We start from the raw sequence: 12,586 nt of genomic DNA, 5'->3' as shown, positions 1-12,586 counted from the left end.
CCGGCCCCGCGCCCGGCCGGCACCGACGAGAGGGGGTGAGGCGTGGCGGCCTACGTCATCCGGCGCCTGCTGGTGAACGCGCTCGTGTTCGTGCTGATCAGCATCGGGATCTTCGTGCTGGTGCGGGTCGCGCCCGGCGACCCGGTCCGCATGATGGTCGACCCCGAGCAGATGCGCGGCGGCGGCGCCGCCTTCATCGAGGCCAAACGGCACGAGCTCGGCCTGGACCGGTCCGTCGTCGTCCAGTACGGCCACTGGCTGTCGGGCGCGCTGCACGGCGACTTCGGCTACTCCTACGTCGGGCACCGTCCGGTCTCGGCGGTGCTCGGCGAGCGGGTCGGACCGACGCTGCAGCTCATGAGCGCCGCCCTGGCGGTCGCGCTCGCGGTGTCGATCGCGCTCGGCGTCGCCGCCGCGGTGCGCCGCAACACCGCGGTCGACTACGGCGCCACCGTGCTCGGCCTGGCCGCGGTGTCGGTGCCGCCGTTCTTCCTCGGCATCGTCGGGATCTACCTGTTCTCCCTGAAGTGGGGCGTGCTGCCGTCGGCCGGGATGACCACGCCGGGCGGCGGCGGCCCCGCCGACCAGCTCCGGCACCTGATCCTGCCGGGGCTGATCCTGGCGTTCGTCACCGCCGGGCCGTTCACCCGCTACGTGCGCGGCGGCCTGGTGGACGAGCTGGGCGCCGACTACGTCCGCACGGCCGAGGCCAAGGGCGCGTCCCGGGCCCGCGTCGTCCTGCGGCACGCGCTGCGCAACGCGCTGATCCCGCTGATCACCGTGGTGATGTACCAGATCCCGCAGATGCTGGCGGGCGCGGTGGTGATCGAGCAGGTCTTCGCCTGGCCCGGCATGGGGCAGCTCGCGGTCAGCTCGATCGGCCAGCACGACTACCCGGTCATCGTCGGGTTCGCGCTGTACGTGGCGGTGCTCGTGCTGCTGTGCAACCTGATCGCGGACGTGCTGTACGCCGTCGTCGACCCGAGAGTGAGCCTGCGATGACCGTGACGCCCGCCGGCGCGCCGACCGAGAAGCCGGGAACGCCCGGCGGGGGAGGGGACGGCCCCCCGCCGCGCAAGGGCGGCGGGGCCCGGGCCGGGTCCGCGTCGCCCCGGGCGCGGGCCGTGCGCCGGTTCCGCCGCAACCGGCTCGCCGTCGCCGGGAGCGCCGTGCTCGGCGCGGTGATCCTCGCGTCGCTGCTGGCGCCGCTGATCGCCGGGCATCCGAACGCGGTGGACCTGGACGCGGTCCGCGAGGGCCCGTCCGGCGCGCACTGGTTCGGCACCGACACCTCCGGCCGCGACGTGTTCGCCCGCACCCTGCACGCGGGGCGGGTGTCGCTGCTGGTGGGGCTGGCCGCCGCGCTCGGCGCCGTCGTGGTCGGCACGCTGTTCGGCTCGGTGTCCGGGCTGCTGGGCGGCGTGGTGGACAACGTGATCATGCGGATCGCCGACATCGTCATGTCGTTCCCGACCGTCGTGGTGATCCTGGTGCTCGCCGGGATCGTCGGGCCGAGCGTGACCGTGCTGATCGTCGCCATCGGGCTGACGCAGTGGCCGGTCGCGGGACGGGTGGTGCGGGGCGTGACGCTGTCGCTGCGCGACCGCGAGTACATCCAGGCGGCCGAGGCGAGCGGGGCGAACGCGTGGTGGCTGATCCGCAAGCACGTCGTCCCCGCGGCGCTGGCCCCGGTCACGGTGACCGGCACCCTGGCCGTCGCGCAGGCGATCATGCTGGAGACCACCGCGTCCTTCCTCGGGCTCGGCGTGCGGCCGCCCCAGGCGAGCTGGGGGAACATGCTGAACGACGCGCAGAACCTGACGCTGATCCAGACGATGCCGTGGCTGTGGATACCGCCGGGCGTCGCGATCGCCGTGACGGTCCTCGCCGTCAACTTCGTCGGGGACGGGCTCCGCGACGCCGTCACGCCGGGAGGACGCACATGAGCGCGCCCGCCGGGAACGCGGACCGCCCGCTGCTGGAGATCGAGGACCTGGTCGTCGAGTTCACCGGCGACGAGGGGGCCGTCCGGGCCGTGGACGGCGCCGGGTACACCGTCGCGCCGGGCGAGACGCTCGGCGTCGTCGGCGAGTCGGGATCGGGCAAGAGCGTCACGGCGATGTCCGCGCTCGGGCTGATCCGGCCGCCGGGCCGGGTCGTCTCGGGACGCGTCGTGTTCGACGGGGCCGACCTGCGCGCGATGGCCCCGCGCGAGCTGCGCCGGCTGCGCGGCGGCCGGATCGCGATGATCTTCCAGGATCCGATGACCGCGCTGAACCCCGTCCTGTCGGTCGGCGCGCAGATCCGCGAGGCGCTGCGCCTGCACCGGCCGGGCATGTCCCGCTCGCAGGCGCGCGAGCGGGCCGCCGAGCTGCTGACCCTGGTCGGGGTGCCGGGCGCCGAGCGCCGCCTGAAGCAGTACCCGCACGAGTTCTCCGGCGGGATGCGGCAGCGCGCGATGATCGCGATGGCCATCGCCAACGACCCCGACCTGCTGATCGCCGACGAGCCGACGACCGCGCTGGACGTGACCGTCCAGGCCCAGGTGCTCGACCTGCTCCGGCTGACCCGGCGGGAGACGGGCGCCGCCACCGTGCTGATCACCCATGACCTCGGCGTGGTCGCCGAGCTCGCCGACCGCGTCGTGGTGATGTACGCCGGGCGGGTCGTCGAGCACGGCCCCGTCGAGGCGATCTTCGACTCGCCCCGGCACCCCTACACGCGGGGGCTGCTGGACAGCCTGCCCTCGCTGGACGGCGACGCCGGCGAGCTGACCCCGATCCCCGGCGCGCCGCCGGTGCCGGGCGAGATCGGGCGGGGGTGCGCGTTCGCGCCGCGCTGCCCGATGGCGCGGGACCGCTGCCGGGCGGAGCGCCCCGAACCGGTCCAGTCTGGCCCGGGGCGCGCGAGCGCCTGCCATTTCCACTCCGAGATGGCCCCGCCCGGCGGGGAGAAGGGAGGCGACCGATGACCGGACCGGACGAGGTTCTCGGCGTCACCGGCCTCACCCGGCACTTCCCGGTGCGGTCGGGGCCGCTGCGCAGGCGGACCGGCAGCGTCCACGCGGTCGACGGCGTCGACTTCTCCCTGCGCGCCGGGCGGACGCTCGGCCTGGTCGGCGAGTCGGGCTGCGGCAAGACGACCACGGGACGGATGGCGGTGCGGCTGCTGGAGCCCACCGCCGGGCGGATCGTCGTGGCGGGGCGGGACGTCACCCGCGCGCGCGGCGCCGAGCTCCGCGCGCTGCGCCGCGACCTGCAACTGGTGTTCCAGGACCCGTACGCGTCGCTGTCGCCGCGGATGACCGTCCACGACATCATCGCCGAACCGCTGCGCGTCCAGGGCCGCTACGAGGACGCGGGCCCCGAGCGGGTCGCCGAGCTGCTCGACATGGTGCGGCTCGCGCCCTCGCACGCCCGCCGGTACGCGCACGAGTTCTCCGGCGGGCAGCGCCAGCGCATCGGGATCGCCCGCGCGCTCGCCCTCGGCCCGAAGGTCCTCGTGCTGGACGAGCCGGTCAGCGCCCTGGACGTCTCGATCCAGGCGCAGGTCGTCAACACGCTGCGGGAACTGCAGCGGGAGCTGGGCGTGGCGTACCTGTTCATCTCGCACGACCTGTCGGTGGTGCGGCACGTCTCGCACGAGATCGCGGTGATGTACCTCGGGACGATCGTGGAGCACGGCACCCGCGACGAGATCTTCGGCAGCCCCCTGCACCCGTACACGCAGGCGCTCCTGTCGGCCGTCCCGCGGCCGCGTCCGGGCGCCCGCGGCGGGACGCGGATCATGCTGACGGGGGACGTGCCGAGCCCGATCGACCCGCCCTCCGGCTGCCGGTTCCGCACCCGGTGCTGGAAGGCCCGGGACATCTGCGCGACCGAGGCGCCGCCGCTCGTCGCCCGCCCCGGCACCGGCCATCCGGCCGCCTGCCACTTCGCCGAGCCGGCCGGCGCGCCGGCCACCGCCTGACCTCGCCATCGAAGGAGTCACCATGCACGACGCCGACCAGCGCCTGGCCGCCGCCTCCCCGGACCCGGGGCCCGCGGGGGAGCGCCCGCCGGTGGCCCCGGCGCGCCGCTCGGGAGCGGTACTGATCGCCTCCGGCCAGGTCGCCGTCCGCGACGGCCGGCTGCTCGCCGAGGGCCGCGTCGGGGACGAGGTCACGCTCGACACGGCCCGCGCCTGCGCGCGGCAGTGCGCCCGCAACGTCCTGACCGCCGTCCGGGACGAGCTGTCCGGTGCCGGCGGGCTCGGCGCGGTCGAGCACGTCGAGGCGGTGTCGGTGTGGGTCGCCTCCGCGCCGGGGTTCACCGACCAGCACCTGGTGGCCGACGCGGCGACGGCCCTGTTCACCGAGGTGCTCGGCGACGGCGCCGGGCGGCACGCGCGGGTGGCGCTCGGCGTCGCCGCCCTGCCCACGGGCAGCCCGGTCGAGGTGGGGGCCACGTTCCGGGTGCGCCCGGAGGCCGCGGCGCCGTGATCGATCTGCTCATCGCCGGCGGGACGCTCGCCGACGGCACCGGGGCGGCGCCGCGCCGCGCCGACGTCGCCGTCACCGGTGGGCGGGTCGCGCGGATCGGCGACCTGGCCGGGTGCCCCGCGGCCCGGACCGTGGACGCGTCCGGGCACGTCGTCGCGCCGGGGTTCGTGGACGTCCACACCCACTCCGACCTGACCCTCCTTTCGGCCCCCGAGGCGCGCAGCGCCGTCCGGCAGGGGATCACGACCGTCGTGGTCGGCAACTGCGGCCTCGGCGTGACGCCCGCCGCCGGCGACGACGGGGAAGCGCTGCGCGCCGCCGCCGGCTACCTCGACCTGGATCCGGCCGTCCGCTGGGACTGGACCGATATGCCCGGCTACCTGGTGGCGCTCGACGCGGCGCGCCCCGCCGTGAACGTGGCCGCGCTCGTCGCGCACACGCCGCTGCGCGCCGCCGCCGTCGGTTTCGGCGACCGCCCGGCCGGCGCCGCCGCGCTCGACCGCATGCGGGGTCTGCTCGGCGACGCGCTCGCGGCGGGCGCCGCCGGCGTCTCCACGGGGCTGGTCTACGCGCCGGCCTGCTACGCCCGCGAGGACGAACTGGAGGCGCTCGGCCGCACCGCCGCCGCGCACGGCCGGCTGTTCGCCTGGCACGTCCGCGACTACGCCGACGGGCTGCTCGACTCCGTGCGGCAGGCGCTGCGGGTCGCGGCCGCGACCGGCTGCCGCACCCAGATCTCGCATCTGGTCGCGGTCGGGCGGCGCAACCACGGCTCGGTCGCGCGCGCACTGGAGCTCATCGACGCCGCGCGCGCCGCCGGGCTGGACGTCGGCTTCGACATCTACCCCTATCTCGCGGGGAACGCGCCACTGTCGCAGCTGCTGCCCGCGTGGGCACAGGAGGGAGGCGAGAGGGCGATGCGGGCCCGGCTCACCGACCGCGCCGTCCGCGCCCGCGTCCGCGACGGGTGGCGGGACATGCCGAACTCGTGGGACGACATCGCCGTCGGGGGACGCGCCGTCACCGACCTCGCCGCCGACGCCGGGACCGACCCGCCGGACCTCGCGCTCGACCTCGTCGCCGAGCACGGCAACGCCGTCCAGATGGTGGCGGGAGGCCGCAGCGAACGGGACCTCGCCGACGCGCTGGCCCATCCCGCCGGCGTCATCGGCTCGGACGGCCAGGCCCTCGATCCCGCCGGGCCGACCGGCCGCGGCACGCCGCACCCCCGCTCCTACGGCTGCTTCCCGCGGCTGTTCGCCGAGTACGTCCGGCCGGGCCGGCTCGGGCTCGCCGAGGCGGTCCGCAAGTGCACGTCCGCGCCGGCCGCACGCGCGGGGCTCGCGGGGCGCGGCGTCCTGAAGCCGGGGGCGCACGCGGACATCGTCGTTTTCGACCCCGCGCGCATCGCCGATCGGGCTACGTTCGCAGCACCCCAGCGGTATCCGGACGGGATCCGCGCGGTCATCGTCGGGGGCCGCGCCGTCGTCGAGGACGGCGCGCACGGCGACGCGCGGCCCGGCGAGATCCTGCGCGCCCCCTGAACCGCGCATCCCCAGAACAGAGACGAGGCACCCATGGACAGAGCCCGAGGGACGAGAGCCACCGGCCCGCGGCCCGCGGCCCGCCGCGCCAACGTGGACGACGACCGCCCGGCGGCGGCCAACTACCACGCCAACGCCCTGGCACGGGGCCTGGCGCTGCTCGAACGCCTCGCCGCGCAGGGCGGCACCCTCACCCTGAACGACTTCTCGGCCGGCACCGGCCTGCCGAAGAGCACGCTGGTGCGGCTCCTCGGCGTGCTGGAGGAGATGGGCTACGTGGTCCGCGCCGACGAGCGGCCCGCCTACCGGCTCGGCCACAAGACGCTGACGCTGTCCACCGCGTACCTGACCGGGCTGGACCTGTCCCAGGTGGCGGGCGGTCACCTGGCGAAGGTCGCCGAGGCCACCGGGCAGACCGCGAACCTCGGCGTGCTCGACGGCCGGGAGGTGCTGCACGTGTGCGTCCGCGAGCCGGACCGGCCGATCCGCTTCCACACCGTGCCCGGCACCCGCGACGCCGCCCACTGCACCGGACTCGGCAAGATGCTGCTCGCCCGGCTCGACCCGTCGAAGGTCGCCGCGCATCTGCCGCCCGAGCCCTTCCCGGCCCGCACCGAGCACACCCACACGACCGCCCGCGCCCTGGCCGAGGACCTGCGGGCCACGGCCGAGCGCGGCCACGCCCTCGACGACAACGAGGGCAGCATCGGCCTGCGCTGCGTCGCCGTGCCCGTCGAGGTGGACGGCGGCTGCGTCGCCGCCCTCAGCGTGTCCGGGCCGTCCGCCGAGTTCGACGGCGACCGCCGCGCCCGCTACCTGGACGGGCTGCGCGCCGCGGCGGCCGGCCTCGCCGCCGACGCCGACGTCGTCGCCGCCCTGGAGTACCTGCGCTCGTCCCTGCGCTCCGGCGCGCCCCGCACCCGGGAGGATGCTTGATCGACTTCCACACCCACTGCCAGCGGCCCGAGCACTGGGGCCACGAGTGGGACCGCCACTGGAAGCCCGTCTACGGACGGGGGGCCCACGAGTTCACTCCCGCCGACTACGACCGCGCGATGGCGGACGTGACCGCGGCGTGCGTGTTCGGCATCCGCGCCACGGCCGCCGGGATCCTCACGCCGAACGAGTACACCGAGCGCTTCTGCGCGCAGACCGCCACCGAGACGATCGGGTTCATGGCGCTCGACCCCGCCGATCCCGACGTGCTCGACCAGCTCGCCGACGGCGTCGCGCGCGGGCTGCGCGGCATCAAGCTGTACCCGGTGCTGGCGCTGTTCGACCCGCGCGACACCGCCCACGACCCGTTCTACCGGGCCGCGGCCGACGCGGGGCTGGCCGTCCTGTGGCACATGGGCGCCACGCCGAGCCCGGCCGGGGACCTGTCGGTCAGCAACCCCCTGGTCGTGGACGACGTCGCGCGCCGCCACCCGGACCTCGTCCAGATCATCGCGCACCTCGGGCATCCCTGGCAGCGCGAGACGATCGTGACGCTGCGCAAGAACCGGCGGGTGTACTCCGACGTGTCGGCGTGCTGGGCCCGTCCCATGGACGGCTACCTGGCGCTGGCCCGCGCCCAGGAGTGGGACGTGGTCGACAGGCTCGTCTTCGGCTCCGACTTCCCGCTCTGGACGCCCGCCGAGGCCGTGGCCGGGCTGCGCGAGATGGCCGGGCAGCGCCCCTCCGGATTCCCCGAGATCAAGAAGGAGACCGTCGAGTGGCTGCTGGACGGGGACCCGCGGCCCCAGATGGGACTGGCATGAGCGCCGGCTTCCCGCCCGGAGGGCTGTCACTGGACGCCCTGCCGACACCGGCGCTGCTCGTCGACCGGGCCCGTATGGAGGCCAACCTGGCCGCCATGGCGGGTTCGATCGGCGCCGCCGGGGTCGCGCTGCGGCCCCACTTCAAGACCTCCAAGTGCCTCGCGGTCGCGCGGCGCCAGCTCGCCCACGGTGCGATCGGGTTCACCTGCGCCACGCCAGCCGAGGTGCGGCTGCTGCAGGACGCGGGCGTCGAGGACGTCCTGTGGGCGCACCAGCCGGTCGGACCCGCCAAGGTGGCCTTCGCCGTCCAAGCCCTGGCCCGGGGCGGCCTGGCCATCGCGCTGGACTCGCTGGAGGTCGCGGTGCCGCTGTCGGACGCGGCCGCCTCCGGCGGCGTCACCGTCCCCTTCGTCCTGGAGGTCGACACGGGCCTGCACCGGGCGGGCGTCGACCCCGACAGGGCCGTCGAGACCGCCGCCGCGCTCTGCGCGCTGTCCGCGCTGGAGATGCGGGGCGTCCTCACCCACGAGGGGCACCTCGCCGCGCACGGTCCCGACCGCCCGGGGCTGGAGGCGGCGGGCGACCTCGCCGGACGCACGCTGGCGCAGGTCGCCGAGGCGCTGCGCGCCGCCGGGCACGAGTGCTCCTTGGTCTCGGTCGGCTCGACGCCCGGCGCCACGTCCGCGCCGTTCGCCGCGGGGGTCACCGAGGCGCGTCCCGGTACCTACGTCTACTTCGACGCGAACCAGGTCGGCCTGGGCAGCGCCGGGATCGACCAGTGCGCGCAGACCGTCCTGACCCGCGTCACCAGCGCCCAGCGCCCCTGGACCGTCATCATCGACGCGGGGATCAAGGCCATGAGCTCCGACTCCGTCGCGACCGCCGGATCCCTGGGCGTCGTGTGCGACGCGGAGGGCGGCCCGCTGGACGGAGTGGAGTTCGCCGGCGGCAACGAGGAGCACGGCTACCTCACCGGGCCCGGCACCGCCGGCCTGCGCGTGGGCGACCTGCTGCGCGTCGTTCCCAACCACGCCTGCGGCACGACCAACATGTGGAGCGAGCTGTACTTCGCGGACGGCGGCCGCGCCGTGGAACGGCACCCGATCCGGGCCCGCTACTGACCGAATTCGAACATTGACATGGAATGGTATTCCGTGTTGTATCCGTGAACCATGCGAATGCATCGAGGTATTGCCATCGCCGTAGGCGCGCTGCTCACGCTGGGGTTTCCGGGCGCCGTGGCGCACGCGAACCCGCCCACTCCATCGGCCCCGGACCGTCCCGACGTGATCGTGGCGCAGGCCGCCCCGGGCAAGAAACTGCATTTCCCGAACATGGAACGGCTCGACGACGGCTCCCTCGTCGCGGTGGCGCGGGAGGGGGCCGGGCACACCGGCCAGGACGGCCGGCTGGTGATCCTCGACAGCCGGGACGGCGGCCGCACCTGGACCCGGCCCGAGGCCGTCCACGACTCCCCGTACGACGACCGCGACCCGATGATCACCCAGCTCCGCTCGGGCAGGCTCCTGCTGAGCTGGTTCCAGATCGACTACTCGGTCGCGCCGCCCGAGCCGATGGGCGAGTTCGTCCGGCACAGCGACGACGGCGGGGCCAGCTGGTCCGAGCCCGCGGCGGTGCAGACCTCGATGAGCGGCGAGTCCGACATCGTCGACACCTACGAGCTGGGATGGGCGGCGAGCCACGGCCAGATCAAGGAACTGCCCTCCGGTGAACTGATCATCCCGCTCTACGGCACCGTCCCCGACGACCGCTGGCAGCGCGCCACCGTCGTGCGCAGCCTGGACGGCGGCGCGTCCTGGCACGCGAGCACCGAGTCGCTGATCGCGTCCGCGCAGGGCACCCACTACCAGGAGCCCGTGCTCACCGTCCTGCGCGACGGGACCGTCCACGCCCTGCTGCGCATCGGCACGGGAGCCTCCACGATGGGCGCGGTCCACTCCCAGGAGTCCTGGTCACGCGACGGCGGCCGCACCTGGACGCCCCCGGCGGAGATCGACCTGGTGACCTCCTCGGCCCACACCGAGGTCCTGCGGAACGGCGACGTCTTCCTCGCCTACGGCGACCTGTCGGGGCACTTCACCAACCGCCGCGGAACCGTCGGCGCCGTGCTGCGGCACCCTGACCGGCCGTGGACGGGCGCGCCGCGCGAGCTGGTGTACGACTCGGGGACCGGCGACCAGGCCAACCCCGCCGTCGCGGAGGTCTCCCCGGGCCGGGTCCTCGTGCTCGGCTTCGACTCCGCCCGGAGCCAGCTGGTCGGCGACTTCGTCGACGTCGCGAGCATCCGGTCCGAGCCGGCGGACCCGCGCCGCGTGGACCTGGCCAAGCTGAACGCCGCGGGACGGCTCGGCATTGACACCGACCTGCTCTACACGACACCGAGCCAGCCGAACGTGGGGCGCACCGGCCCGATCGACGGCGTGGTCGGCTACTACGACGCCGCCTGGAAGGCCACGGCGGCCCCCGCCCAGTACACGATCACGTTCGACGAGCCGACCCGGGTGGCCGAGGCCGGCATGGCGCTCAAGCCGGGTTACGCCGAAGCGGCGCAGATCAAGGTCCGGACCGCTGCGGACGGCGCCTGGCACGCGGTCGGGGACCTCGACTACACCGTGCGCTGGGGAGACGACCTCACCTGGTTCCGCGTCGACGCCGGCACTCCGATCGACAAGATCCGGGTCGAGATCACCCGGTCCAACGGTGCGGCCGTCCTGGCCGAGCTGGGCGTCCGCGCCCCCGCCGCTCCCTGACCCGCACGTCCCCACAGGAGAGTTCGGCACGTCACCGCCGGTGGCGTGCCGACGTCCGTCACAGCGATTCGATGAGGCGCAGGGACGCCTTGATCTCCTCGTCGGTGGGAGCGACGTCGACGGTCTCTCCGGAGAGGTGGCTCTCGTAGGCGCCGAGGTCCAGCAGCCCATGCCCGCTGAGACCGACCAGGACGACCCGCTTCCTGTTCTCCTCGCGCGCTCGTACCGCCTCGTCGATCGCGGCGGCCACGGCGTGGGCCGACTCGGGGGCGGGAACGAGGCCCTCGGCCTTGGCGAACGCGGCGCCGCTCTCGAAGACGCGGGTCTGCGAGTACGAGGTCGCCTCCACCATCCCGTTGTCGTACATGGCGCTGACGATCGGAGCGGCACCGTGGTAGCGCAGGCCCCCGGCGTGGATGTGGTAGGCCGTGAACGTGTGCCCCAGGGTGTACATCTTGACCGCGGGGGTCACACCGGAGTAGTCGGTGTAGTCCAGCATGTAGCTGCCCCTGGTCATCTTGGGGCACGCGTCGGGCTCGACCGCCAGGAACCGGGTGCCGGCGTCCTCCGCCAGCGCCGCCCGGTAGAAGGGGAAGGTCAGGCCGGCGAAGTTGCTGCCCGCTCCCATCGCGCCGATCACGACGTCGGGGAACTCGCCGGCCAGCTCCATCTGCAGCAAGGCCTCCTCGCCGATGACCGTCTGGTGCATGAGGACGTGGTTCTCTCCGCTGCCGATCGAGAACCGCGCCTCCTTCCGGCTGTTGGCGTACTCGATCGCCTCGGCGTTCGCGATCCCTAGGGTGCCCGGCGAATCCGGGTCGGCGCGCAGGGCGGCCCTGCCCACCTCCGTCCTCGTGCTGGGACTCGGGACGACCTCGGCGCCGTTCAACCGCATCAGCGTGCCCCGGTACGGCTTCTGCTCGTAGCTGGACCGCACCATGAAGACGGTGCACGCCATCCCGTACGGGTGGCAGGCCATCGCGAGCGCGGTGCCCCACTGGCCGGCGCCGGTTCCCGTCACCATCTCCCTGACGCCGGATCTGGCGTAGTAATAGGCCTGTGCCAGCGCGGTGTTTATCTTGTGGCTGCCGGACGGACTGGTGCCTTCGTACTTGAAATAGATGTGCGCCGGGGTGTCGAGGGCGTTCTCCAGCCTGGACGCCCGGAAAAGGGGCGTCGGGCGCCAGCGCTGGTACTCCGATCGAACGGGGCCGGGAATCTCGACGTAGCGCTCACGGCCGATGCTCTGGCGGTACATCGACAACGGCAGTTGCGGCTGCAGCGGCGCCGAACCGCCGTTCCTCGGCGCCGCCGGCCGTGCCGGTGGGACCTCGATGGGAAGGTCCGCGAGGATGTTGTACCAATGCGTGGGAACCCGGTCCCGGTCCAGCTCGAAAACATCGCGCATGTTACGCTTTTCCGCCCTCCGCGCCGATGATTCCGCTGATCATGTCGACAAGGCTTCCCACGTTCCGCAGTTCGGCGAGCATCACGTCCTCGTCGTCGATCTCGATGCCGAACTCTTTCTCGATCTCCACGAGCGTGTGCAGCAGGCTCAGGGAGTCCATGCCCACGACCGGCGAGTAGAGCGAGACCGTGTCGTCCAGTCGCTCGGGGGCGATGTCCAGATCGAGAACGCGGATCATGATGCTTTTGATCTGCGCCGACGGATCCACGTTGCTGGCACGATCCATGGCATGCACCTCGTCTGCGGCGTCGGCCCGGGAATGGCGGGAGTGAGTCGGCAGGAGTGAGTCGGCGGGACGGGAATCGATACCCGCGGATGGAGGGCGCCCGTTGAAGGGAACGGCGCATCGCTGACCGGCGGCCTGGCCGTCCGAGGCCCGGTTCTTGCCGACGAACCGGTGGCGGGCCGTCCATGGCCGGAACGTTTTCCGCTTCGATTGGCTGACGGTCCGTACCGTACGACAGGCGTCCGGGGGGCGCAAGAGGCCGTACGGAGCCCGCCGCGGGCGGCCATTTGGCAGAAGTTGGGCTTCTCAAGATCGCTTCACGGATGCACAATGACAG

12 protein-coding genes are annotated in these 12,586 nt (G+C 73.9%); 10 read left to right on the top strand and 2 right to left on the bottom strand.

The features are described 5' to 3' along the window. Nucleotides 1-42: 42 nt before the first annotated feature. The 10 genes from AB0C84_RS37835 to AB0C84_RS37790 are packed head-to-tail and all read left to right on the top strand — an operon-like array spanning nt 43 to nt 10,555. Nucleotides 43-1,002: an ABC transporter permease gene (locus AB0C84_RS37835; RefSeq protein ID WP_258945508.1), complete on the top strand. Its 960-nt coding sequence runs from the start codon at nt 43-45 to the stop codon at nt 1,000-1,002. After that, nucleotides 999-1,946 (top strand): ABC transporter permease, encoded by a 948-nt coding sequence (locus AB0C84_RS37830; protein WP_338743630.1) that lies wholly within the window; start codon nt 999-1,001, stop codon nt 1,944-1,946. The genes AB0C84_RS37835 and AB0C84_RS37830 overlap by 4 nt, the downstream gene beginning before the upstream one ends. After that, entirely contained in the window at nt 1,943-2,971 is a 1,029-nt protein-coding gene (locus AB0C84_RS37825) for an ABC transporter ATP-binding protein (protein WP_179842021.1), read from the top strand. The genes AB0C84_RS37830 and AB0C84_RS37825 overlap by 4 nt, the downstream gene beginning before the upstream one ends. Beyond that, a complete protein-coding gene (locus tag AB0C84_RS37820; RefSeq protein ID WP_179842020.1) occupies nt 2,968-3,969 on the top strand; it encodes an oligopeptide/dipeptide ABC transporter ATP-binding protein in 1,002 nt (333 codons plus the stop codon). The genes AB0C84_RS37825 and AB0C84_RS37820 overlap by 4 nt, the downstream gene beginning before the upstream one ends. A gap of 22 nt (nt 3,970-3,991) precedes the next feature. Then, a complete protein-coding gene (locus AB0C84_RS37815; RefSeq protein ID WP_361075553.1) occupies nt 3,992-4,480 on the top strand; it encodes a RidA family protein in 489 nt (162 codons plus the stop codon). Then, nucleotides 4,477-6,024, top strand: coding sequence for a D-aminoacylase (locus AB0C84_RS37810; RefSeq protein WP_361075551.1), 1,548 nt, complete (start codon nt 4,477-4,479; stop codon nt 6,022-6,024). The genes AB0C84_RS37815 and AB0C84_RS37810 overlap by 4 nt, the downstream gene beginning before the upstream one ends. Before the next feature lie 33 nt (nt 6,025-6,057). Then, nucleotides 6,058-6,960 (top strand): IclR family transcriptional regulator, encoded by a 903-nt coding sequence (locus tag AB0C84_RS37805; protein ID WP_361075548.1) that lies wholly within the window; start codon nt 6,058-6,060, stop codon nt 6,958-6,960. Next, nucleotides 6,957-7,784: an amidohydrolase family protein gene (locus AB0C84_RS37800; protein WP_179842016.1), complete on the top strand. Its 828-nt coding sequence runs from the start codon at nt 6,957-6,959 to the stop codon at nt 7,782-7,784. The genes AB0C84_RS37805 and AB0C84_RS37800 overlap by 4 nt, the downstream gene beginning before the upstream one ends. Continuing rightward, nucleotides 7,781-8,905, top strand: a complete 1,125-nt coding sequence (locus AB0C84_RS37795; protein WP_361075546.1) for an alanine racemase — start codon at nt 7,781-7,783, stop codon at nt 8,903-8,905. The genes AB0C84_RS37800 and AB0C84_RS37795 overlap by 4 nt, the downstream gene beginning before the upstream one ends. 51 nt (nt 8,906-8,956) lie before the next feature. Then, the gene (locus tag AB0C84_RS37790) at nt 8,957-10,555 is read left to right on the top strand and encodes a sialidase family protein (protein WP_361075544.1); all 1,599 of its coding nucleotides are present in this window, start codon (nt 8,957-8,959) and stop codon (nt 10,553-10,555) included. Nucleotides 10,556-10,613: 58 nt separating this feature from the next. Here AB0C84_RS37790 and AB0C84_RS37785 read toward each other — a convergent pair whose 3' ends face one another. Together AB0C84_RS37785 and AB0C84_RS37780 are read right to left on the bottom strand one after the other, a co-directional pair. Continuing rightward, nucleotides 10,614-11,963: a TrpB-like pyridoxal phosphate-dependent enzyme gene (locus AB0C84_RS37785; RefSeq protein ID WP_361075542.1), complete on the bottom strand. Its 1,350-nt coding sequence runs from the start codon at nt 11,961-11,963 to the stop codon at nt 10,614-10,616. A 1-nt stretch (nt 11,964) separates the two neighbouring features. Further along, a complete protein-coding gene (locus AB0C84_RS37780; protein WP_179842012.1) occupies nt 11,965-12,249 on the bottom strand; it encodes an acyl carrier protein in 285 nt (94 codons plus the stop codon). Nucleotides 12,250-12,586: the final 337 nt, after the last annotated feature.

Origin of the sequence: Actinomadura sp. NPDC048955 (assembly GCF_040649435.1) — a bacterium.
Taxonomy (GTDB): Bacteria; Actinomycetota; Actinomycetes; order Streptosporangiales; family Streptosporangiaceae; genus Spirillospora; species Spirillospora luteofluorescens.
Note: the sequence above shows the minus strand (reverse complement) of the source record. Positions and strands in the feature narration are given on the sequence as shown.

Excerpts from the sequence above, each read along its gene's own strand:
- AB0C84_RS37830 (WP_338743630.1), top strand. The coding sequence starts at position 999 with ATGACCGTGACGCCCGCCGGCGCGCCGACCGAGAAGCCGGGAACGCCC.
- AB0C84_RS37825 (WP_179842021.1), top strand. The coding sequence starts at position 1,943 with ATGAGCGCGCCCGCCGGGAACGCGGACCGCCCGCTGCTGGAGATCGAG.
- AB0C84_RS37820 (WP_179842020.1), top strand. The coding sequence starts at position 2,968 with ATGACCGGACCGGACGAGGTTCTCGGCGTCACCGGCCTCACCCGGCAC.
- AB0C84_RS37815 (WP_361075553.1), top strand. The coding sequence starts at position 3,992 with ATGCACGACGCCGACCAGCGCCTGGCCGCCGCCTCCCCGGACCCGGGG.
- AB0C84_RS37805 (WP_361075548.1), top strand. The coding sequence starts at position 6,058 with ATGGACAGAGCCCGAGGGACGAGAGCCACCGGCCCGCGGCCCGCGGCC.
- AB0C84_RS37795 (WP_361075546.1), top strand. The coding sequence starts at position 7,781 with ATGAGCGCCGGCTTCCCGCCCGGAGGGCTGTCACTGGACGCCCTGCCG.
- AB0C84_RS37790 (WP_361075544.1), top strand. The coding sequence starts at position 8,957 with ATGCGAATGCATCGAGGTATTGCCATCGCCGTAGGCGCGCTGCTCACG.
- AB0C84_RS37785 (WP_361075542.1), bottom strand. The coding sequence starts at position 11,963 with ATGCGCGATGTTTTCGAGCTGGACCGGGACCGGGTTCCCACGCATTGG.
- AB0C84_RS37780 (WP_179842012.1), bottom strand. The coding sequence starts at position 12,249 with ATGGATCGTGCCAGCAACGTGGATCCGTCGGCGCAGATCAAAAGCATC.